Origin of the sequence: Streptomyces solicavernae, assembly GCF_029968095.1 — a bacterium.
Lineage (GTDB): Bacteria > Actinomycetota > Actinomycetes > Streptomycetales > Streptomycetaceae > Streptomyces > Streptomyces solicavernae.
The window spans coordinates 218,142-240,156 of the sequence record NZ_JASCIR010000006.1 but is presented as its reverse complement, the minus strand read 5'-3'; the positions used below and the strand labels follow the sequence as shown (position 1 = coordinate 240,156).

The 22,015-nt window shown below is 73.6% G+C and carries 14 protein-coding genes and 2 pseudogenes; 5 read left to right on the top strand and 11 right to left on the bottom strand.

Annotated features, from left to right (window positions below):
- Positions 1 to 113: 113 nt before the first annotated feature.
- The 6 genes from QIS99_RS10580 to QIS99_RS10555 form a co-directional block, all read right to left on the bottom strand.
- Positions 114 to 1,394 (bottom strand): cytochrome P450 family protein, encoded by a 1,281-nt coding sequence (locus QIS99_RS10580; protein WP_282512707.1) that lies wholly within the window; start codon positions 1,392 to 1,394, stop codon positions 114 to 116.
- Entirely contained in the window at positions 1,391 to 2,377 is a 987-nt protein-coding gene (locus QIS99_RS10575; RefSeq protein ID WP_282512705.1) for a nucleoside triphosphate pyrophosphohydrolase, read from the bottom strand. The genes QIS99_RS10580 and QIS99_RS10575 overlap by 4 nt, the downstream gene beginning before the upstream one ends.
- An 80-nt stretch (positions 2,378 to 2,457) precedes the next feature.
- Positions 2,458 to 3,099 carry a SurA N-terminal domain-containing protein gene (locus QIS99_RS10570; protein WP_282512703.1) on the bottom strand — a complete coding sequence of 214 codons (642 nt, stop codon included), beginning with the start codon at positions 3,097 to 3,099 and terminating at the stop codon, positions 2,458 to 2,460.
- A gap of 151 nt (positions 3,100 to 3,250) precedes the next feature.
- Positions 3,251 to 4,789: a serine/threonine-protein kinase gene (locus QIS99_RS10565; protein ID WP_282512699.1), complete on the bottom strand. Its 1,539-nt coding sequence runs from the start codon at positions 4,787 to 4,789 to the stop codon at positions 3,251 to 3,253.
- Entirely contained in the window at positions 4,786 to 5,439 is a 654-nt protein-coding gene (locus QIS99_RS10560) for a hypothetical protein (RefSeq protein WP_282512697.1), read from the bottom strand. Before QIS99_RS10560 ends, QIS99_RS10565 begins: the two co-directional genes overlap by 4 nt.
- Before the next feature lie 127 nt (positions 5,440 to 5,566).
- Positions 5,567 to 6,340: an N-acetyltransferase gene (locus QIS99_RS10555; RefSeq protein ID WP_282512695.1), complete on the bottom strand. Its 774-nt coding sequence runs from the start codon at positions 6,338 to 6,340 to the stop codon at positions 5,567 to 5,569.
- 83 nt (positions 6,341 to 6,423) lie between these two features.
- Here QIS99_RS10555 and QIS99_RS10550 point away from each other — a divergent pair.
- Positions 6,424 to 6,714, top strand: a pseudogene (locus tag QIS99_RS10550) (nuclear transport factor 2 family protein); the annotation flags it as partial.
- A 4-nt stretch (positions 6,715 to 6,718) separates the two neighbouring features.
- On the opposite strand, the gene mfd reads toward QIS99_RS10550, so the two are convergent.
- On the bottom strand, positions 6,719 to 10,258 hold the full coding sequence (gene mfd, locus QIS99_RS10545) for a transcription-repair coupling factor (RefSeq protein ID WP_282512693.1): 3,540 nt from the start codon (positions 10,256 to 10,258) through the stop codon (positions 6,719 to 6,721).
- Positions 10,259 to 10,489: 231 nt separating this feature from the next.
- Between mfd and QIS99_RS10540 the strand changes: the two genes are divergently transcribed.
- Together QIS99_RS10540 and QIS99_RS10535 are read left to right on the top strand one after the other, a co-directional pair.
- A complete protein-coding gene (locus tag QIS99_RS10540; RefSeq protein WP_282512691.1) occupies positions 10,490 to 11,908 on the top strand; it encodes a DUF2079 domain-containing protein in 1,419 nt (472 codons plus the stop codon).
- 80 nt (positions 11,909 to 11,988) lie between these two features.
- Entirely contained in the window at positions 11,989 to 13,632 is a 1,644-nt protein-coding gene (locus QIS99_RS10535) for an MFS transporter (protein ID WP_408909522.1), read from the top strand.
- Between the two features lie 97 nt (positions 13,633 to 13,729).
- Here QIS99_RS10535 and QIS99_RS10530 read toward each other — a convergent pair whose 3' ends face one another.
- From QIS99_RS10530 to QIS99_RS10520, 3 genes are all read right to left on the bottom strand, one after another.
- Positions 13,730 to 14,632 (bottom strand): cellulose-binding protein, encoded by a 903-nt coding sequence (locus tag QIS99_RS10530; RefSeq protein WP_282512689.1) that lies wholly within the window; start codon positions 14,630 to 14,632, stop codon positions 13,730 to 13,732.
- Between the two features lie 338 nt (positions 14,633 to 14,970).
- A complete protein-coding gene (locus tag QIS99_RS10525; RefSeq protein WP_282512686.1) occupies positions 14,971 to 18,012 on the bottom strand; it encodes an SUKH-4 family immunity protein in 3,042 nt (1,013 codons plus the stop codon).
- Between the two features lie 7 nt (positions 18,013 to 18,019).
- Complete coding sequence (locus QIS99_RS10520) at positions 18,020 to 19,033, bottom strand: SMI1/KNR4 family protein (RefSeq protein WP_282512684.1); 1,014 nt, start codon at positions 19,031 to 19,033, stop codon at positions 18,020 to 18,022.
- Positions 19,034 to 19,405: 372 nt separating this feature from the next.
- Between QIS99_RS10520 and QIS99_RS10515 the strand changes: the two are divergent.
- Together QIS99_RS10515 and QIS99_RS10510 are read left to right on the top strand one after the other, a co-directional pair.
- Positions 19,406 to 19,894, top strand: a pseudogene (locus QIS99_RS10515) (YwqJ-related putative deaminase); the annotation flags it as partial.
- A gap of 128 nt (positions 19,895 to 20,022) precedes the next feature.
- Positions 20,023 to 20,532, top strand: a complete 510-nt coding sequence (locus tag QIS99_RS10510) for an SUKH-3 domain-containing protein (RefSeq protein ID WP_282512683.1) — start codon at positions 20,023 to 20,025, stop codon at positions 20,530 to 20,532.
- Between the two features lie 149 nt (positions 20,533 to 20,681).
- Here the strand turns inward: QIS99_RS10510 and QIS99_RS10505 are convergent, their stop codons facing one another.
- Positions 20,682 to 21,986, bottom strand: a complete 1,305-nt coding sequence (locus tag QIS99_RS10505; protein WP_282512682.1) for a sensor histidine kinase — start codon at positions 21,984 to 21,986, stop codon at positions 20,682 to 20,684.
- Positions 21,987 to 22,015 lie beyond the last annotated feature (29 nt).

The following is a 22,015-nucleotide window of genomic DNA, read 5'->3' as shown; positions in this document are numbered from 1 at the left end:
TCGAGGGTGAACGTAGCGACAGTCGAACGCTTGTCACAACCCGATACAGCGCAGATCACGTGAAAGTCACAGTCTTGACGCCCCGTCAGACAGCCCGGCCCGCGGCCCGTACGTCACTCCGGCGTGAACTCCGGCGTGAACTCCACCGGAAGCGTGCGCAGTCCGCGCATGATGAGGCCGCCGCGCCAGCGCAAATCGGCAGGTTCCGCCGCGAGCCGCAGGTCGGGAAGGCGGCGGAGCAGCGTCGCGATCGCCGTCTGCCCTTCTAGACGGGCCAGCGGCGCGCCCAGACAGTAGTGGATGCCGTGCCCGTAGCCGAGGTGCTGGTTGTCGCGCCGGGCGAGGTCGAGGGTGTCGGGCTCGGGGAAGCGCTCCGGGTCGCGGTCGGCGGCCGCGAGGACGACCAGGACCGGGTCGCCGGGCGCGATGTCCTGGCCGCCGATGGTGAGCGGCTGGGTGGCGAAGCGCCAGGTGGCGAGCTCCACCGGGCCGTCGTGGCGCAGCAGTTCCTCGACGCCGGTCTCAAGGAGGTCCGTCTCCCCCGCCGCCAGGGACCGCTGCAGCCGCTCGCGCTGGCCGGGGTTGCGGAGCAGCTGGTACGTGCCGTTGCCGATGAGGTTGACCGTGGTCTCGAACCCGGCGAAGAGCAGGATGAAGGCCATCGCGGCGGCCTCGTTCTCGGTGAGGTGCTCGCCGTGGTCGCTGGCCTTGATGAGGCCGGAGATCAGGTCGTCGCCCGGTTCTAGACGCTTGCGGTGGATGAGTTCGGCGAGGTAGCCGCGCATCTTCTTCACCGAGCGGGCGACGCCGCCGCGCGGGCCGCCGCCGTGCCCCGGTTTGAAATGTCGCAGCATCATCCCGGCCCAGTCGCGGAAGTCGTCCTGGTCCTCGCGCGGGACGCCGAGCAGGTCGCAGATCGCGTAGATGGGCAGCGGGAACGCGAACTCGTGGATGAGGTCGGCCTCGCCCTTGCCCGCGAAACCGTCGATCAGCTCATCGGTGAGCTCCTGCACGCGCGGCGCGAACTCCGCCACCCGGCGCGGGGTGAACGCCTTCGCCACGAGCCGCCGGAGCCGGGTGTGGTCCGGCGGGTCGATGTTGAGCAGATGCGTCATCAGCTCGGCCTTGCGCTCACCCGGAATGCCCGTCTTGCCCTTGGCGTGGGAGGGCTCGTCGTGGTGCTCGGGGTTCTTGCTGAGCCGCTGGTCGGCCAGGGCCTGCCGGGCGTCGGCGTACCGCGTGACCAGCCAGGCCTCCACCCCGCTCGGCAGCCGGGTGCGGTGCACCGGCGCGTGCTCGCGCAGCCAGGCGTACGCGGGGTAGGGGTCGCTGGCGAACTCCCAGGTGAACAGCGGGGGTTGGGGGCCTTCGGGGCACTGTCCGGTGGTGCTCACGCGTGGCCCTCCGCCGCGCGGATCGCATCGCGGTAGGCACGGGCGGCGGCGCGCAGGGCGGCCTCCGGGTCGGTGCCGGCGGCCTCGGCGCGCACGGCGAGGGCAAGCAGCTCGTAGCCGACGCCTTCCCCTGCGGGCAGCTCCACGTCAAGGCCCGCCGTCCGCGTACGGGACGCGAGCTTCGCGGCGAGCGCCAGGCCGGGCTGGCCGAGCGGGACGCCGTCGGTGACGGAGTCGCGCTGCTTCTCCTCGGCCTTGGTGCGCAGCCAGTGCGCCTTGACGTCCTCCGGGGTCTCGGCGGAGTCGTCGCCGAAGACATGCGGGTGGCGGTGGATCAGCTTGGCGACGATGGTGCCGGCCACGTCGTCGATCGAGAACGGCTCGCCCTCTTCCCCGGGGTCGGCCTCCTCGGCGATGCGGGCGTGGAAGACGACCTGGAGGAGGACGTCCCCCAGCTCCTCGCGCAGTTCGGCGCGGTCGCCGTCCTCGATGGCCTCGACGAGTTCGTACGCCTCCTCGATGCCGTACTTGGCGAGGCCCTTGTGCGTCTGCTGCGAGGACCAGGGGCACTCCCGCCTGATCCGGTCCATGACCTGCACGAGGTCGATCAGGCGCGCGCCGGGCAGGTCGTACGAGGCGGGCAGCAGCTCCAGGTCCGGCATCGTGATCCGCCCCGACCCTGCGAGCCGGGCGAGGCCGTCGGTCAGGCGCGGCTCACCCTCGCCGGTGGCGACGACGACCACGGTGCGGCCGCCCGCGCAGGCGTCGACCAGCTCCTCGGCGGCGGGGGCGGCCTCGTCGACGGTGACGCCGGCGTCCCGGAGGTACGGGAGCTGGGGGTGCGCGGGGTCTGCGCACACCACCTGGTCCGCGTCGTGCAGGGCCTTCCAGGCCGGCCAGGAGAGGAGGCCGGGGGCGACACGGTGCGAGGTGGTGAGGAGGACGATGCGGCCGGGGCTCGCCGAGGCGTGTTCGGGGTTCACACCCCGAACCTAACCCGTGGGGTGTGGGGTGGGCGCGGGTGGTCTTCTCCGGGGGCGGAGCCCCCTGCGGTGGCCTACGCCTACGCGTCCGACACGTTCCGCACCCACGGCGGCTTCGCGTCCACCCGCCGGCTCTTCTCCACGTCCCACGTCCCGTACCGCGGGTTGAGGTCGATGTTCAGGGCCCCCGACGCCTTGGCGAGGGCCTTCCAGAACGTGGCCTGGCCCTGGGCCGTGTTGGGGTCGGCGCCCAGCTCGCTGTAGAGCTTCTGGGCCTCGATCTCCGTACGGAGGCTGTCGTCGATGCGGGACGCCGGGATGTTGTACTGCCGCAGCCACCCCGCCTCCAGCGCCTCCGCGCCGCCCGCCTGCTTCTCCAGGTTGCCGCGCAGGCCCTGCACCTCCTTGCGGCTCACCTGCACCCCGGCGTCGGTGGCCGCGCGGTGCAGGACGCGGTCGAGGACCAGGGACTGCAGGGTGTCGCGGGTGAGGCCGCCGGTCTTCTCCACGGCCTGGGCGTACTGCCCGGACTCCTCGGTGGCCGACCGCTGCGCCGCCCGCACTTCCTGTACGCGGGACTGGAGTTGGGCGACCGTGATGCGCTCGCCGCCGACCACGGCCGCGGCGCCTGGGTGTGCCTCGTCGCCGCAGGCGGTCAGGAGCGGGGCCGCGACCAGGGCGGCGGCAGAGAGGGCGAGCGCGGTGCGACGGCGGCGGTGCAAGAGGGCCTCCCGGCGGCGTGACGGCGAGCTTGTGCTTCGTTGCACAAGGGCCTTGCGTTGATCGATGTTAGGCAGTGGCCGGGGGTTCGGCCACTGATTCGACCAACGATTCGGGGAGAGTTCCGGGTACGCCCGGAGGCCGGGCCGGGGTTCAGCCGCGCACCTGCCCGAGCCAGTGCAGGGTGCGGCGGATCTCGCCGGGCAGCGGATGGCCTGGCCCGTGCACCCGCTCCGCGTCGTACAGGAGGCGGGCCAGGGTGTCGTGGGCGCCCGCGCGGTCGCCGAGGGCGAGCAGCAACTGGCCGATGCGGCGGCGCAGTTCGAGCGCCTTGCCGGGGTCGCCGACCGTGCTGGCCACGTACTGGTTCTCGTGGAACGGCAGCAGCGAGCGGTACTCGGCGAGCGCCGCGGCCGGTTCGCCGAGCTGTTCCAGGCACTGCGCCATCTCGTACCGGAACTGCAGCGAGGCCGGGTCGGCCTTGCCCGCCTCGGCGCTGCGTTCGTCGGCGAGGCGGCGCAGCTCGGGCAGGGCGCGGCGGAACTGGCCGTCGTCCATGAGCGTGGCCGCGTACTGCTTGCGGAGCGTGCGTACGACGGTGGAGCGGGGGCCGTGCTGGGCCTCGGCGGTGGGCAGGATCGCGCCGAGGAGGTCGACGGCCTGGGTGACGCGGCCCTCGCCGAGCAGCCGCTTCACGTCGTCGACGGCGCGGGCGATCTGCGAGGTGCCCGCGGCCGAGGGCGGGGCGGCGGGGCGCGGCGGGACCGGTACGGGTGCGGGCGTGCCGGCGCGGTCGGGCCAGGGGGCGCCGGGGCGCAGGAAGGGGCGGGTGGGGTCGAGCATGCCGGTGGGGGTGCCGCGCGCGGGCAGGAGCGGGGCCAGCGCCTCGAAGACCTCCTGCGCGGAGTCCGGGCGTTCCTTCGGCTCCTTGGCGAGCAGCCGCGTCACGAGCGCTTCGAGCTGTTCGGGGATCTCGGGGCGCTTGCTGCGGACGGGGACCGGCGCTTCGTAGAGGTGGCTGTGGAGGACACCGAGGACGGTGGCGCCGTCGAACGGGACGTTCCCGCTGAGGAGTTCGTAGAGCAGGATGCCCAGTGCGTACAGGTCGGTGTACGGGCCGACGGCGCCGCCCATGGCCTGTTCGGGGGCCATGTACGCCGGGCTGCCGATGGGCGAGCCGGTGTGGGTGAGGCGGGTGGAGTCGGTGTCCATGACGGAGGCGACGCCGAGGTCGAGGACGGTGAGCGTGCCGTCCGGTTTCACCATCACGTTCCGCGGCTTGAGGTCGCGGTGCACGATCGGCACGGCGTGCACCGAGCAGAGCACGGCGCACAGTTGCGCGGCGACGGCGACGGCCCACGGCCAGGGGTAGGGCGTGTGCCGCTCGATGTGGTCGGCGAGGTCGGTGCCGTCGACGTGCTGCATGACGAGGAACAGGTCGTCGCCTTCGCTGCCCGCGTCGTGGACCGTGACCAGGCCGGGGTGGTCGACCTGGGCGGTGACGCGGCACTCGCGCACGAAGCGGCGGCGCAGCTCCTCGGCCTCCCCGCCGGCGACCCGGTCGGGGCGGAGTAGCTTGACGGCGACGCGGCGGTCGAGGCGCTGGTCGTAGGCCGTCCAGACCTGGCCCATGCCGCCCTGGCCGATCTGCTGGGCGAGTTCGTACCGGCCGGAGATCAGGCGTCCGCTCACCGGCGCTCGCCCTCAGCGCGGCCGTCCTGCTGGGTTCCGTCCTGCTGGGTTCCGTCCTGCTGGGTTCCGTCCTGCTGGGTTCCGTCCTGGCGCAACAGGCTGCTCAGCTCGTCAAGTTCGGCTCTGACCTGGTCGATGCGGGCGGGCGCGGGGTGCTGCGGGGCGGCGGCGCCGGGCGTTTGACCGGGCCCGGGCTGCGGCAGGCCGGTGGGGCGGGTCGGCTCCTGGGCGGGGTTGGGCTGCGCCGGGTACCCGTACTGGCCCTGGACGGGCGGGCCCTGGGGCGGTGCGAACGGGGCGGCGTACGACGGCTGCTTCGCGAAGTGACGGATCTCCGCGATGAGGTAGTACGTGACGGCGGCGACGAGACCGCCGAGCAGGAGCATCAGGCCCAGGTTCTCCTGGACGGTGTCGAGGTCGGCCGTGCTGTCGTCCCCGATCAGCATGACGGAGGCGAAGACGAGGAAGATCGACCCGGCGAACAGCCACCAGTCCCGCACCGCGCGCGTGACGATGGCGAGGCGCAGCAGCGGGACCCAGGAGAGGAAGCCGCAGGACATCAGCGCCAACGTCACGAAAAGCACGCGCAACCCGACGAGCTGCGCGGACGAGGGGCGCTGTGGCGGCGGTGCATAGCCGTGGCCGTGCATGGGGGCTGCTCCTGGAAACCGAACGGGCGTGTGCAAGGTCGAGACTAGCCCCCAGAACCGACAGCCGGACCTGAGTTGCCCGGCTGGGCGCCCGAGCCGCGTACGCGGAGCGTGCCCGTCCGACGGCTCAAAGCGTGTGCCGGACCCACACATTGGGCTCGACATACACGGCGTAACCCTGGTCCGCAGCGCAGTGCACCGGCACCAGCGCCCGGGGCACCTCGACCTCACCGGCCGCGTCGAAGGGCAGGCCCGTCCACGTACGCCACTCCTCCAGGGTGCCGGAGACAGTCATGGAGGTGCGGGCCACCGACTCGACGACGCCGCCGAAGCGGACGTGGACGCGCAGCCAGGGGTCGTGCGGCAGCCCGTCGCGGCGCAGCCGGCGCGCGTACTCCTCCATGGGCGTGCGCGGTTCGAGGTGCTTGGCGCTGGGCCGGACCGGCGCGACGAGCGTCCCGAAGCCACGCGCGCGGGCGCCCGCGGCCATGGCGTCGAGCATCGCGTACGAGAGACCGCCGCCCTGGGCGCCGGGTGCGACGGTGATCTCGATGGCGCTGACGGTGTCGGGCGCGGTGCCGTGCCTGCGGTCGGAGAACGCCCACATGAGGACGCGGTCCCAGCCGCCGTCGGGCAGGGCGCCGCGGCCCTTGGCGTCCAGGGCGAAGGGCACGCTGAGCGCGCGGGCGACGAGTTCACCGCGCGCATCGGTGGCGACCAGCACGTACTCCGGCAGCTCGGACACGATGCGGCCCCAGAGGATCCATCCGACCGGGTCCTCGGTGACGAACCGCGGCCAGGCGTCACCCAACACCCAGAAGGCGTCGGCCAGTTCGGGCCGCTCGGCGAGCGTGCTGATCGTCAGGTCGCTGCGGGCGGCGCGGGGCTTCTCGGCGTCCATGCGGCGCACGCTAGCGGGGCGTCCGACCGGGACGGTACCGAATTACGACGGCCCCTTACCTCCCGGGTAATCGCCCCCTCCCCCACCCCCCGGCAGGGTGGATCCGGCCGCGGTCGACGGGGTGCGAATGTGCCGCTCAGGGTGTTGAGTTGGGTGCGTACGTCGAGGGCCAGCAGGCCTCCGTGGACGCGCTGATCGTCGACGGGGCGGACGCCGGGGTCGTCGGGCGCCTCTCCGGGGTCGTACGGGCCACGGGGAAGGCCTTCGGCGGGCCGTTCGCGTTGCGGCTCAGCGTTGAGGACGGCCGGATCACCCGGCACCACCTCTACGAGAACAGCCTGTCGATCGCGCAGGCGTGCACCCCGGCCGAGTGAGCCGTCACGAGCCGAGGATCGACGTCAGGAACTCACCCACCCACGCCAGGAGTTCACGTCCGACCACCGGCTTGCCGCCGACCTTCGCCGTCTTCGGGCGGGGGACGAGGAGTTGCCGGCCCGTGGGCTTGACGACCGTGCCCGGGTAGAGCCGCTTGAGGCGGAGCTCCTGGGACTCGCGCAGCTCCACCGGCGCGAAGCGGATGTTGTTGCCCTGGAGCACGATCTCGCCGACCTCGCAGGCGCGGGCGAGCATGCGCAGGCCCGCGACCAGGAGCAGGTTCTCCACCGGTTCCGGCAACTTGCCGTAGCGGTCGACAAGTTCCTCGCGTACGGCCTTGATGTCCTCCTCGGAGCCCGCCGAGGCGATGGCGCGGTAGGCCGCCAGGCGGAGGCGCTCGCCGGGGGCGTAGTCGTGCGGGACGTGCGCGTCGACCGGGAGCTCGATCTTGACCTCAAGCGGCGGCTCCTCCTCCACGCCGCCTTCGAGCGAGGCCCGGTAGTCCGCCACCGCCTCGCCGACCATCCGGACGTACAGGTCGAAGCCGACGCCCGCGATGTGGCCCGACTGCTCGCCGCCCAGGAGGTTTCCGGCGCCGCGGATCTCCAGGTCCTTCATCGCCACGTACATGCCCGCGCCCATCTCGGTGTGCTGGGCGATCGTGGCGAGGCGTTCGTGGGCGGTCTCGGTGAGGGGCTTCTCCGGCGGGTAGAGGAAGTACGCGTAGCCGCGCTCGCGGCCACGGCCCACGCGGCCGCGCAGCTGGTGCAGCTGGGAGAGGCCGAAGTTGTCGCCGCGCTCGACGATCAGGGTGTTGGCGTTGGAGATGTCGATGCCGGACTCGACGATCGTGGTGGAGACGAGCACGTCGTACTTCTTCTCCCAGAAGTCCACCACCACTTGCTCCAGGGCCTGTTCGGACATCTGGCCGTGGGCCGTCGCGATCCGCGCCTCCGGCACGATGTCCCGGAGGCGGGCCGCCGCCCGGTCGATGGACTCCACCCGGTTGTGGATGTAGAAGACCTGGCCCTCGCGCAGGAGTTCGCGGCGGAGGGCCGCGCCGATCTGCTTCTCCTCGTACGGGCCGACGAAGGTCAGGACCGGGTGCCGTTCCTCCGGCGGGGTCGTGATGGTCGACATCTCGCGGATGCCGGTCACGGCCATTTCGAGCGTACGGGGGATGGGCGTGGCCGACATCGTCAGGACGTCGACGTTCGCGCGGAGCTTCTTCAGCTGCTCCTTGTGCTCGACGCCGAAGCGCTGCTCCTCGTCGACGATGACCAGGCCCAGGTCCTTGAACTTGGTCTCGGAGGAGAACAGGCGGTGCGTGCCGATGACGATGTCGACCGCGCCGCCCTTCAGCCCTTCCAGGGTCGCCTTGGACTCGGTGTCGGTCTGGAAGCGGCTCAGCGCCTTTACGCTGACGGGGAATTGGCCGTACCGCTCGGTGAACGTGCCGAAGTGCTGCTGCACGAGAAGAGTCGTCGGGACGAGGACGGCGACCTGCTTGCCGTCCTGGACCGCCTTGAACGCCGCGCGGACCGCGATCTCCGTCTTGCCGTAGCCGACGTCGCCGCAGATCAGCCGGTCCATCGGGACCGACTTCTCCATGTCCTCCTTGACCTCGGCGATCGTCGTCAGCTGGTCCGGGGTCTCCGCGTACGGGAAGGCGTCCTCCAGCTCGCGCTGCCACGGCGTGTCCGGGCCGAAGGTGTGGCCGGGGGCCGCCATTCGCGCGGAGTACAACTTGATGAGGTCGGCGGCGATCTCCTTGACGGCCTTCTTCGCGCGGGCCTTGGTCTTCGTCCAGTCGGCGCCGCCCAGCCGGTGCAGGGTGGGGGCCTCGCCGCCGACGTACTTGGTGATCTGCTCCAGCTGGTCGGTGGGGATGTACAGGCGGTCGCCGGGCTGGCCGCGCTTGGCCGGGGCGTACTCGACGACCAGGTACTCGCGGGTCGCGCCCTGCACCACGCGCTGCACCATCTCGATGTAGCGGCCCACGCCGTGCTGCTCGTGCACGATGTAGTCGCCGGATTCGAGGGTGAGCGGGTCGATGGTCTTGCGGCGCCTGGCCGGCATCCGCTGCCCGTCCTTGCCGGCGGCCTTCTGTCCGGTCAGGTCGGTCTCGGTGAGCACGGCGAGCTTCAGCGCCTCGTCCACGAAGCCGTACTCGACGGAGCCGCAGGCCACGTGCACCACGGACGGGGAGATCTCCGCCAGGTCCGCATCGAGGCGGGCGGCGATGCCCTCGCCGCCGAGCACCTCGACGGTACGGGCGGCCGGGCCGTGGCCCTCCGTCACGTACACCGTGCGCCAGCCGTCGGCCAGCCAGCCCTTGGTGTCGGCGAGGGCGCGGGCGGTGTCGCCGCGGTACGTCTCGGGGGCGTGCATGCCGAGCTTGAGGGTGTCGCCGTCCTCGGGGTCCAGCTCTTCGTCGGCGGCGAAGGGGGACACCGACCACCACATCATGCCGAGCTCGCGCGCCCGGTCCCGGACGTCCGCGATGCCCCACAGCGAGGCCGCGCCCACGTCGATCGGCGCCTCCCCTCCCCCGGCGGTCGCGGCCCAGCTGGCCTGCAGGAACTCCTGCGACGTGGCGACCAGGTCGGCGGCGCGCGTCCGCACCCGCTCCGGGTCGCACACCACCGCCATGGCGTTCGACGGCAGGACGTCGAGCAGCAGCTCCATGTCGTCCACCAGGACCGGGGCAAGGGATTCCATGCCCTCCACGGCGATGCCCTCGGCGATCTTGCCGAGCAGTTCGCCCAGCTCGGGGTGGCGTTCGGCGAGGTCCGCGGCCCGCTCCCGTACGTCCTCGGTGAGCAGCAGCTCGCGGCAGGGCGGCGCCCACAGGCCGTGCTCGGCGATCTCCAGGGACCGCTGGTCGGCGACCTTGAAGTAGCGGATCTCCTCGACGTCGTCGCCCCAGAACTCGATCCGCAGCGGGTGTTCCTCGGTCGGCGGGAACACGTCGAGGATGCCGCCGCGGACCGCGAACTCGCCGCGCTTCTCGACCAGTTCGACCCGGGCGTACGCGGCGGCCGCGAGCGCTTCGACGGTGTCGTTCAGGTCGACGGACCAGCCCTGCTTCAGGCTCACCGGCTCCAGGTCGCCGAGCCCCTTGACCTGCGGCTGCAGCACGGAACGCACGGGGGCCACGACGACGGAGACCGGGCCGGTCTCCGGGTCGTCGGTGCTCGGGTGGGCGAGGCGGCGCAGGACGGCGAGGCGGCGGCCCACGGTGTCGCTGCGCGGGCTGAGCCGCTCGTGCGGCAGCGTCTCCCACGACGGGTACTCCACGACCCCGCTCGGGTCGAGCAGCGAGCGCAGCGCCGCCGCCAGGTCCTCGGCCTCGCGGCCGGTGGCGGTCACGGCGAGCACCGGCCGCTTCGCCTCCCGCGCGAGCGCGGCGACCGCGAAGGGGCGGGCGGCGGGCGGGCCGACCAGGTCGACGTGGTTGCGCCGGCCGTCGGTGGCGGCGTTCACCGCTTCGGTGAGTGCGGCGTCCTTGACGACCGTGTCGAGCAGACCGTGCAGGCTCATGAAGGGGCTTTCCGTCCGGGAAGCGGGCAACGCGCGACGCCCGACACGGGTTCCGGGCCGGGGGTTCCCAGCGTACGCCGGTTCTTTCCCCACCCCGCCCCTTCCCGAAAGCCTGCGGCGCTTCGGGGGCCGGCCCCCGGACCCCCGCTCCTCAATCGCCGGAGGGGCTCAGTTTTGAGCCCCTGGAAGGGGCGGGTAAGGGAAAAACGCCCAGCTGCGACCATGGCCCCCATGCCCGGTACCGACCTGACCACCGCCCGCGGCGCCAGCACCGACACCCGAGCGGCGGGGGCCGCGTGCCGCGCGAAGTACGACCCGTACCTCCTCGCCACCGCCCTCTTCCTCGCGTACGCCCTGCTCTCCGTCCTCCGCTGGTACCGGATGGAGAACCGTTCCTGGGACCTCGGGATCTTCGAGCAGGCGATCCGGGCCTACGCCCACCTGCAGGCGCCGATCGCCGACCTCAAGGGTCCCGGCACGCACATCCTCGGCGACCACTTCTCGCCCGTCACCGCGCTCCTCGCGCCCCTCTACCGGGTCTTCCCCTCGCCGGTGACGCTGCTGCTCGCGCAGGCCGCGCTGTTCGCGCTGTCCGCGGCGGTGGTGGCGCGGGTCGCGGCCCGGCTGCTCGGGCGGGCGCGGGGCCTCGCGATCGGGGTGGCGTACGGGCTCTCCTGGGGGCTGCAGCGCGCCGTCGACTTCGACTTCCACGAGATCGCCTTCGCCGTACCGCTGATCGCGCTCTCCCTGGAGGCCGTGCTGCGCGAGCGGTGGCGGGCCGCGCTGTGGTGGGCGCTGCCGCTGGTGTTCGTCAAGGAGGACCTGGGGCTCACCTGCTCCGCGCTCGCCGTGGTCGTCGCGGTGCGCGCCCGCCGGACGCGGCGGCGGACCGCGTGGTGGGCCGTCGGGCTCGCCGCCTTCGGGGCGCTCGCCGCGCTGCTCACGTTCACCGTGCTCATACCCGCGTTCAACACCACCGGCGGCTACGACTACTGGTCCAAGGTCAGCGCGGGCCCCACCCCGCTCGACGGCCTCGACGTCAAACTCCGCACCCTCGGCTGGCTGCTCATCCCCACGACCGGGCTGCTCGCCCTGCGCTCCCCGCTCCTGATCGTCGCCCTGCCCACGCTCGGCTGGCGCTTCGTCTCCGGCGACAGCCACTACTGGGGCACCGACTGGCACTACAGCGCCGTCCTCATGCCCGTCGTCGCGCTCGCCCTCGTCGACGCCCTCCGCCGCTCGCGCCACAGCCCCCGGCCCTGGCTCCGCGCATACGCGGCCCAGCTGCCGGCCGCCGTGGCCGCCGCGGCGCTCGCCCTGACCACGGCCCTGCCGCTCGGCACGCTCACCGAGGCCGCCACGTACCGCGAGACCCCGCGCGTCGCCGCCGCCAAGGAACTCCTCGACCGCATCCCGGACGGCGCGAGCGTCGAGGCCAACATCGCCCCGATCAGCCGCCTGACCTCCCGCTGCCGGGTCTTCTGGATCGGCAACACCCAGGGCGTCACCCCCGACTACCTCGCCCTCGACAACACCGACGGCAAGTACGAGGACCCGCTGCGCACGGCCCGCGACCTGCACCCGGACGCCACGTACGAGATCGCGGGCACGGCCGGCGGGCATGTGGTGCTGCAGCGCGTCGTCGGGTGACGCCTCTCCCGCCGCGGCCGAAGAGGTGAGAAGGTGTCCGACGGCGCGCAGATGGATGTATAGGGAAAGGAACGGGGCCGGTGGCGGCAGCGCAAGGCATACCGGAAACACCGGGCGGCACCGGCCCACGCAGGCGCGGGGCCGTCGTGGCCGCCCTGATGCTCGCCATGGCGCTCGCCGCGCTCGACGCCACGATCATCGCGACCGCCGTCCCGCAGATCGTCGGCGACCTCGGCGGCTTCTCCGTCTTCTCCTGGCTGTTCTCCGGCTACCTGCTCGCCGTCACCGTCACCCTGCCCCTCTACGGCAAGCTCTCCGACACGTTCGGCCGCAAGCCCGTCCTGATCTTCGGCATCGCCCTCTTCCTCGTCGGCTCGCTGCTCTGCGCCGGCGCCTGGGACATGGCCTCCCTGATCGCCTTCCGGATCGTCCAGGGCCTCGGCGGCGGTGCCATCCAGGGCACCGTCCAGACCCTCGCCGCCGACCTGTACCCGCTGGAGCAGCGCCCCAGAATCCAGGCCCGGCTGTCCACCGTGTGGGCGCTCTCCTCGGTGGCGGGGCCGGGGCTCGGCGGGGTGCTCGCCGCGTACGCCGACTGGCGCTGGATCTTCCTCATCAACCTGCCCGTCGGAGCCTTCGCCCTCTGGCTGATCGCCCGCCACCTGCACGAACCCGCACGCGAACGGGCCACCCGGCTCAGCGTCGACTGGGCGGGCGCGCTCGCCGTCTTCGCCTGCGGCGGCGTCCTGCTCACCGCGGTCGTCCAGGGCGGCGTCGCCTGGCCCTGGCTGTCCGCCCCGTCCCTCGCCCTCTTCGGTACGGGCGCGCTGCTCGCCGTCGTCACGGTGGTCGTCGAGCGCCGGGCGGCCGAGCCGATCATCCCCGGCTGGGTGTGGAAGCGCCGCACGATCGCCGCCGTCAACCTGGCCCTCGGCGCGCTCGGCCTGCTGATGGTCGCGCCGACCGTGTTCCTGCCGACGTACGCCCAGTCCGTGCTGCGGCTCGACCCGGTGGCCGCCGGGTTCGTACTCAGCGTGATGACGCTCAGCTGGCCCGTGTCGGCGGCCCTCAGCCAGCACGTCTACCGGCGGATCGGCTTCCGCAACACCGCCGTCGTCGGCGTCGGCGCCGCCGCCCTGGTCCTGCTGTCGTTCCAGCTGGTGCCGTATCCCGGCGCGGCCTGGCAGCCCGCGCTGATCATGCTGCTGCTCGGCGCCGCGCTCGGCCTGTTCCAGCTGCCGCTGATCGTCGGCGTGCAGTCCACGGTGGGCTGGGCGGAGCGCGGTACGACGACGGCTTCCGTGCTGTTCTGCCGCCAGATCGGCCAGACCGTCGGCGCCGCCGTGTTCGGCGCGGTGGCCAACGGCGTCCTGACGGACCGGCTCGGCGGCTCCGCCGACCTGGACTCCGCCGCGCGCAACCCGGGCGACGCGGGGGTGCGCCGCGCGATCGACGCCGCCGTCGACTCGGTGTACCTGGGCGCGGCCTGCGCCGCCGGCCTCGCCCTCGTCGTCCTGCTGACGGTGGCGCCGCGGCGGTTTCCCGTACGGAAGGGGGAGCCCGGAGAGACCGGGGCGACCGGAGAGACCGGGGCGGCCGGGGAGACCGAGGCGGCCGGGGCGGCCGGGGCTGCCGGGGAGACCGGGGCGGCCGGGGCTGCGACCCAGGAACCGTCTCAGGCGCCCCGCGAAAACCCCAGGCCCCACGCGCCCTCGGCCGACTGATCACTTCGGTCGAACCGAACGCCATGTGCAGCCTGCCTCACGCCAGGTACAGCCTGCCTCACGAGGCGCAGCGCCGATCGGTTCGCCCACAGCAACCTCACCCGGAAGCCTGCGGCGGCACCGTACTCCCGGACCCCACCAAGCCGGCCAAGCTGCTCCGTACGTGGTCCATATGCGCCCGCACCTCCTCCGAGGCCTCCGCATGCTCCCGCAGCACCCGCTCCGTCTCCCGCTCCAGCCGCTCCGCCCGCAGCCGCGCCTCGGCAAGGACCTCCGCCGCGCGCGCCTCCGCGTCCTCCTGCCCGTGCCGCGCCGACTCCTCCGCCTCGGAAAGCGCCCGCTCCGCCTCCGCGAGCCGCGCCTCGCCCGCCCCGGCGAGCTCCGACTCGTACGCCTCCGCCGCCGCGCCCCGCTCCGCCTCCTCCCGCCGCTCGGCCTCACGCTGCTCTGCCTGCCCCTTCGCCTGGTCCGCGAGGAGCCGCTCGCACCGCTCCCGCGTCGCCCGCAGCACCGCGAGGGCCTCGCCGCGCACCTCCTTGGTCCCGGCCCGCACGCCGGCCCTGATCCCGTCGACCTCGCCGCGCGCCGCGTCCAGCACCCGCCCCGCATGGTCCTCCGCCGCCCCGCGCACCGACTCGGCGTACCCGGCGGCCTCCTCGCGCTGCCGCAGCCCGTACGCCTCGGCCTCCTCGGTCGCCCGCAGCGCTCCGGCCCGGCCTGCGCCGAGAACGTCGTCGGCCTCCTCCCGGGCGGTGGCGAGCAGCTGCCGGGCGCGGCTGCTGAGGGTGTCGTACGTCTGCGGGGACAGCTGCGCCACGACCTCACGCAGCCGGACGGCCTCGTCCTCCATCTCCTTGGCGAGCACGGTCAGCCGGGCCGCCCGCTCCCAGGCGGCGTCCCGGTCGGCGCAGACACCCGCGGCGTACGCGTCCACCTGCTGCGGCCGATAGCCACGGCCCCGTACGACAGTGAAGCCGGGGGGTGTCGGCGCTGCACTCATCCTGGAACCTCTTCTCCCGCGAACTCTTCGGCGCACATCTTGATGGATCACGCGGAAGCGCTCATACCGCGACACTCCACCCATGTCCTCGGTCAAGGATGCGCGAAAACCGGGCGAAGCCGGAATTCCGGCCGACGAGGCGTACGAGACGGGCATACGGGGCGGGTATACGAGGCGGGGGCATACGGGGCGGGTATACGGGGCGGGCATACGGGGCCGGTATACGAGACGGGGGCATACGAGAACGACGCGGCGCCGGGACCGCCCTGTCCTGGGCGGAACCCGGCGCCGGAGTAAGGCAGACCGACCTGACCGAGCAGCATTGCCTGACCGAGGCCCTACAGCAGCCCGTCCCACATCTGCTCAAGCAGCACCGACCACCAGCTGTCCGGCGACCCGAGCGCGGCCCCGTCGAGCGCGGCCAGCTGCTGCTGGAAGTCGACCGTCCAGCGGCCCGCCTGCTCCTGGTTGAGCCCGTACCGCAGCCGCCACATCCGCCCGAGCAGCGCCAGGCAGCGGACGAACTCCGGCAGGCCCGTGTTGACGAACTGCGGCGCGGCCGACGCACCGCCGGGCCCGGCCTCGACCGGCACCGCCACGATGTTCGCCGTGCCGTACTGCACACAGATCGCCCGGCCGAAGTCGCTGCCCATGACGAGGTACGACCCGGCGTCGGACGCGGGCTGCACACCGCGCTCCTGCGCCAGCTCGGCCAGCGTCGGCACCGGCCGCCCCGGCTGGGCCTGCGCCCAGAAGAACGGGCCGACGTCCACCGGCAGGCCGGACCACATCAGCGTGTGCGCCACGATGTCCGGCACGCCCTGCCGCGACACCGCCCGCTGGTCGAAGCGGAAGATGCCCTGCGGCCCGAACGCCCCGGCCAGCTCCTGCGCCACCCCGTCCGGCGGAATCGGCGGCGCGGGCTGCACCGGCTGCACCGGCACCCGCACCGGCGCCGGCCGCGCCGGACCGTCCGCGACCTGGTGCAACTCGCCCTGGTGGGCGAGGAGTTGCTGCATGCCCTGCTGGCGCGAGGCGTGGTCCGTGCCGTACGGGGCGATCGACGTGATGCGCGCCTGCGGCCAGTTCTCGCGGATCATGCGCGCGCAGTAGGCACCGGGCAGCTCGCAGGACTCCAGCTCCGTGTGGAGTTCGAGCACCTGCTGCGGCGGCACGTTCATGCCGCGCAGCTCGTGCAGCATCTGCCACTCCGGGTGCGGCATACCGGGCGCGGAGCGGCGGATCAGCTGCTGCTCGGAGCCGTCCTGCGCGCGGTAGCGCAGCACGGCCTGGTAGCCGGGTCCGACGGTCGGCTGCCCGGCGGGCTGCTGCTGCGGATAGCCGTACGCGGGGGCCTGGCCGGGAGCGGGGGCCTGGCCGGGAGTTGGTGCCGGGGCCTGGCCGGGAGCCGGTGCCGGGGCCTGCGGCGGCTGCGGCGCGCCGGGCGGCGGGCCCGGCGGCGGACCGGGCGGCCCGACGGGCGCGGCCGGACCGCCGACCGCGGGACCGGCGAGCATCGTCGCGGCGTGATGCACGCCCTCGCCGGGGGCACCGGGAGCACCGGGAGCACCAGGCGTACCAGGCGCGGCGGGGGCTCCAGGTGCCGCGGGCGCAGCCGGAGTCGAGCCCGCACCCGGAGCACCGGGCGCGCCGGGAGCGCCAGGCGGGCCGGGAGGCTGAGGCGCGCCGGGCGCACCGGGCGGGCCGGGCGGCTGCGGGGCGCCCGGGCCCATCGCGCCAGGGCCCATCGCGCTCGGGTCGGCGAACATCGTCGCCGCGTGATGCATCCCACCGGACCCCGCACCGGGCACCCCGGGCGGACCGGGAGGCTGCGGCGCACCCGGAACACCGGGCGGACCGGGCGGCTGCGGGACGCCGGGTGCACCAGGCGCACCAGGAGGTCCAGGGGGACCGGGCGGCTGCGGGGCGCCCGGGCCCATCGCGCCAGGGCCCATCGCGCTCGGGTCGGCGAACATCGTCGCCGCGTGGTGCATCCCGCCACCGGCACTGTCACCCGCCGACGGCGGTGCGGGAGGACCGGGAGGAGCGGGGGGACCGGGAGGAGTGGGGGGACCGGGCGGGTTGGGCGGCCCGGGTGGCTGCGGCCCGTCGGGGCCGAGCGAGGAGACCAGCTGCGTCGGTACGTACCCACCGGCCGGAGTCCCGGGCGCACCCGGCCCCGAGGCGGGCGCCGTCGGCTCGGCGGCCGCCTCCTCCTCGAAGTCGGACGGCGAGGCGGCGGTGGACACGTCATCGCCCGCCACATCTCCGGCCCCGGCCCCGGCAGCGCCCCCGGCAGCCCCGGACTCCGCGGGCGGCGCGGGCGGATACCCGTACGACGACGGCTGCGGCGCACCCGGAACCCCCGGCGCCGCGGGTACGGCGGGAGGCGGCGGAGGCGTGCCCGGACCGCCCGAGGCGGGCGGCGCGGGCGGTGCGACCGACTGCTCCTCGCGCCGGTAGGCAGGCGACACGGCGGTCGGCGGGAGCTGGCTGCCGCCCTCCATCAGCGCGGTCTTGGCGTCCGGCGCGACCGCGGGCGGCGCCGCGTCGTCGTCCGAACCCGAAAGGGCAGGCGCGGTCACGGTGTTGGGCAGCGAGACGGAACGGTCGTCGTCGTCCGCGTTCGTGTCCGTACCGGCCCAGGGCGTCGCGTCCACGGGCCCGGCCCCGGCCTCGGTCCGCGCGAGCGTCTCGCCCCCACCCGCACTCGGCCAGCCGTCACCGGCGGCAGCCGCGGCATCCGGCACAGCCGGGGCATCCCGTACGACGGGAGCCTCGGGCGCGACCGGCGGCTCGGGCACGACGGGAGCCTCGGGCACGACCGGCGGCTCAGGCACGACCGGCGGCTCAGGCACGACCGGCGGCTCAGGCACAGCGGGAACCGCAGGGGCAGCCGGAGGCACAGCCGCCCCCGAAGCCCCAAGCGACACCGCCCCGGACGCAGGCCCGGACGGAACCCCGGACGAAGCCCCGGACGAAGCCCCGGACGGCACCTCCCCCCGCCCCCCGATGCCCATCTGATCCGCGGCCTCCTGCAGCCACTCCGGCGGGCTCAGCAGGAACGACGTCTGGTGGAGGTCCACCCGCTCCGGGCCCGCCGGGGCGTCCGGCGTCCCGGCGACCGCGTACTCCTCCTCGTACCGCCTGATCACCTCGCCCACCGGAAGCCCCGGCCACAGCGTGGCCTCGCCGCTGTCCCGGGCGATCACCAGGCGCTGCCCGCCGCCCTCGGACCGCGGACCCTCCGCACGGTCCTCGGCCCAGACCACGAAGCCCAGGTCGAACTCGCGCACCCGCACCTCACGGTGCTGATACGCCGGCACATCGCCGTTGATCCACTCCTCGGCGCGCTCCTGCGCCTGTGCGAACGTCACCATCGCCTGCTCACTCCCCCACCGCGGACACCGGCACGGCACGCGCGAAGCCGCCGTCCACCATCAGGTTCGCCACCGTCTCCAGCTCCGGCGGATTGCCCGCGAGGCGGGACAGAAACGCGTCGAAGTCCTCACCGCACGGCAGCAACAAACGCTCCACCCGGTCCTCGATCGTCAGACCGTCCCGGTCACGAGCATCGTCGTACGGACAGAACCACACCGAACCGAGCCGGTCACCGCGCACCTTCACCGCGATGATCCCGCCCTGCACGAACGCCACCCCCAGGTAGTCCTTCGTCAGGTGGTCCCGCAGACACTTGTTGACGTAGAAGAGGTCGTTCACCGCCGCCTCGTCCCGCACCGTGAAGAACGGCTGATCGACGAGCAGCCCCAGCTCCGCGTCGAGCGCCGCCCCGGCCGGCGCGCAGCCGCCCGCCGCCTTCAGGAACGAGCGGTACGCACCCGGCAGCCGATAGCCCAGGTCCTCCTCGATGCCGATCAGCTGCTGCTCCGACACCGCGAGCCGCGCCTTCGGCAGCCGGAAGTGCGCGGGCAGCGTCTCCTGCAACGGCCGCGTACCGCGCTTCTCCTGGTCCACCACCGCCGTCGCGATACCGCCGTGATGCCGCAGCAGCGCCTTCACCTCGACCGGGATCAGCTCCAGGCGACGCGTGCCCGCCACGTGGTGCCACGTCCAGCCGTGCGGCGTCGCCACCGCCGGGATCGTGTCCCACAGCTCATGGCCGTCCGCCGCGAGCGCCGCGTTCGCCGACACGTAGTCCGTCAGCCGCAGCTCGTCCACGCCGAAGCCCTCCGGCGGATCCGCCACCTCCGCGGCGGCACGCGCATACGGCGAGAAATCCGGATGGCCGTCCGAGCCCATCCGCACCCCGCGCGGATGGCGCGCGGCCCGCACCGGGTCCGGGAAGTGCACGAGCTGACCGGCGTACGCCGCGTTCGGCGGCGCGGCTGCCGCGGCCTGGGAACCGGGCGATACCCCAAGGCCGAGCCGACCTGTCGTCATGGCGGTTGCCCCCTGCGGCACATCTGAAGGTTCGGATCGAATCCATCGCGTCCCCGACGGAATCACCGAGTCCACCGAGTCCTGAGACGGGCCGGCCACGCACGGCCGACACGCCACAGCCTAAGCGCTGCCGCACCCCCGGTCACCGGGCGTCCGCTTCCGTGACCTGCGGTCACCCGTACGTGACGGTACGACGAAACGACACAACACACACAGCCCCAGCTTCCGCACCAGGCACGCCATTTGGCAGGCTGTCCCCGCACTCCGGGGAGTGCAGGGGGCGCCACCAGAGGTCACCCCCACGGGCCGGCCAAGCCCCACGCCCCCGGCAAGATCCGCCGGACGGGGCCCAGGGAGGGGACCAGAGCCCACATGCACACCGCACAACCGCACAGCGCGGGCGACCCGCGCCTCAGCTGGAGCGCCACCGGGACGACCCCGCCGCCCGCGCTCCGGCACCGCCGCGACGGCATCCTGCCCACCGTCGCCGCCGCACTCTCCGTACGCGGCGAAACCCTCACCTCCACCGCCGGACGCGGCGACACCGCCCCCGAACTGCACCCCCTCGTCCAGGACTTCCTCGACACCCTCACCAGCGGCCAGCGCGAACGCTCCACCGGCCGCTGCCCCGAAGCCCTCCTCCTCTCCCGGCACCTCAGCGTCGTCGAGGCCGGACGCTCCAAGCGCGCCCAGCGCAAGCCCCTCACCCCGAGCGAAGCCCGCAAAGCGCTCAAACATGCCAAACTCACCACCCGCCGCATCCGCGAGGCCGGCGACCCCCTGCACGGCGCCTTCGCCACCCCCTGCCGCTCCTGCAGCGCCCTCATCGCCCACTTCGGCGTACGCGTCGTCGCCCCCGCCGAACCCGCTGAACCCACGGGCCACGAACCCACCGGGCCTACGGGAGCCACCAGACCCACCGGACCCACCGGGCCCACCGAGAACGCAGCACCCGCCGCACCCGCCGCACCCGCCGAGGACCAGGCCTGATGCCCCCCGCCGACCGCGCCGCCGCGCGCACCTCCACGACCCGCTTCTCCGTCACCGTCGACGACGCCCTGCGCGCCTCCGGCTGGCAGCCCGGCCGCTGGGACATCAAGCAGGCCGAACACTGGGCCGACGCCCTCCGTCAGCACACCTCACCCGCAGGCCACCGGCACACCGTCTTCCCCGCCGCCGTCGAGGTCTGGGCCGAATTCGGCGGCCTCACCCTCACCCCCACCGGCCCCGGCCGCCAGATCGCCCCCGTCACCCTCCGCATCGACCCCCTGTGCGGCCTCCACATGGCCCGCACCCTCGGCGACCTCGGCCGCGCCCTCGACACCGAGATGTGCCCCCTCGGCGAGGAGACCGACACCCAGGCCCTCATCGCCATCGACGCCGAAGGCCGCGTCTACGCCCTCGACCACTCCGGCGACTGGTACGCGGGCCCCGACATCGACGCCGCCCTCGACACCCTCATCTCCGGCACCATGCCGACCCGCCTCACGGCAAACTGACACACGAGCGCTGGCACGAGCCCCGGGCCGGGCCTGGCAGGGGCCGGACACAAGCCCCGACAGGGAGCCCGGCAGGGGCCTGACACAAGCCCCGGCAGGGAGCCCGACAGGGGCCTGACACAAGCCCGGCAGGGAGCCCAGCAGGGGGCCTACCCCCGAGCCGGAATCACCGCCGACACCCGGAACCCACCCGCATCCGTCGGCCCCGACACAAACACCCCACCGAGCGCCCCCACCCGCTCCTTCATCCCCACCAGACCATTCCCCCCGCTCGGCAACCGCGCCTCGTCCCCCACACCCTCCGGCGGCGGCTCGTTCTCCACCTGCATCGCCACCTCACCTCCGCGATGCGCCACCCGCACATACGTCTTCGCACCCGACGCATGCTTGTGCACGTTCGTCAGCCCCTCCTGGATCACCCGGTACGCGGTCTGCTCCACCTCCGCCGGATAACTCCCCGGCACCCCGTCCACCGACAGCACCACCGCCATCCCCGCCGAGCGGGACTGCCCCAGCAGCTCCTCCAGATCCGCCAGACACGGCCCCGGGCCCTCCTCGACCCGCGCCCGCGAAGCCGCCGCCGCAGCCGCCTCCCCCACCACGGCAAGCGGCGCCTGCACCCCGCTCCGCACCGCCTCCCCCGTACGCAACACCCCCAGCATCTCCCGCAGTTCGGTCAACGCCTGCCGACCCATGTCCCCCACCAGCGCCGCGTTCCGCACCGCCATCTCCGGGTCCTTCCGCGCCACCGCCTGCAACGCCGCCGCATGCACCACCATCAGGCTCACCCGGTGCGCCACCACGTCATGCATCTCGCGCGCGATCCGCGTCCGCTCCTCGTTGCGCGCCCACTCCGCCCGCTCCTCGGCCCGCTCCGCGAGCAGCTGCAACTCCCGCTCCAGGCTGTCCGCACGCTCCCGCAACGACTCCATCAACCGCCGCCGCGCCCCCACGTACAGACCCAGCAACAACGGCGGAGCCGTCACCCCCAGCGAGGCCGTCACCGCGATGAACGGCACGAACCACTCGCCCAGCTCCAGGTTCCCCTGCGCCATGTCCTGCCGGGACCGCACGAACGTCACGATCATCGTGCCCGCGAGCGACATCCCCGCCAGCGCAGCCGTGATCCGCCGCGGCACCTCGGACGCGGCGAGCGTGTAGAGCCCCACCACCGTCAGCAGAAAGCCCATGTTCGCCGGAGTCACCGCGATCGACACAAGGACCACCGCGATCGGCCACCGCCGCCGCAGCACCAGCACGGAACCGGCCAGCACGCCGATCACCACACCCACCGCGACCGGCACCCCGGCCCGCCCGGCGAACGCCACACCCTCGGCCGCGCACTCCGCGCCCGACACCACCCCCAACCCCACATCGAACACGGCACTACGCCGCCGCCCCCACCACCACGGCCCCCCGGCCGCCTCGTGGTCCGCTACCCCCGTCGTGGTCATGCCTCCAGCGTACGGGCGAGCACTGACGA

Coding starts and splice junctions, on each gene's coding strand:
- QIS99_RS10510 (WP_282512683.1), top strand. CDS start 20,023: ATGCCCCCCGCCGACCGCGCCGCCGCGCGCACCTCCACGACCCGCTTC.
- QIS99_RS10525 (WP_282512686.1), bottom strand. CDS start 18,012: ATGGTGACGTTCGCACAGGCGCAGGAGCGCGCCGAGGAGTGGATCAAC.
- QIS99_RS10530 (WP_282512689.1), bottom strand. CDS start 14,632: ATGAGTGCAGCGCCGACACCCCCCGGCTTCACTGTCGTACGGGGCCGT.
- QIS99_RS10505 (WP_282512682.1), bottom strand. CDS start 21,986: ATGACCACGACGGGGGTAGCGGACCACGAGGCGGCCGGGGGGCCGTGG.
- QIS99_RS10520 (WP_282512684.1), bottom strand. CDS start 19,033: ATGACGACAGGTCGGCTCGGCCTTGGGGTATCGCCCGGTTCCCAGGCC.
- mfd (WP_282512693.1), bottom strand. CDS start 10,258: ATGAGCCTGCACGGTCTGCTCGACACGGTCGTCAAGGACGCCGCACTC.
- QIS99_RS10560 (WP_282512697.1), bottom strand. CDS start 5,439: ATGCACGGCCACGGCTATGCACCGCCGCCACAGCGCCCCTCGTCCGCG.
- QIS99_RS10540 (WP_282512691.1), top strand. CDS start 10,490: ATGCCCGGTACCGACCTGACCACCGCCCGCGGCGCCAGCACCGACACC.
- QIS99_RS10555 (WP_282512695.1), bottom strand. CDS start 6,340: ATGGACGCCGAGAAGCCCCGCGCCGCCCGCAGCGACCTGACGATCAGC.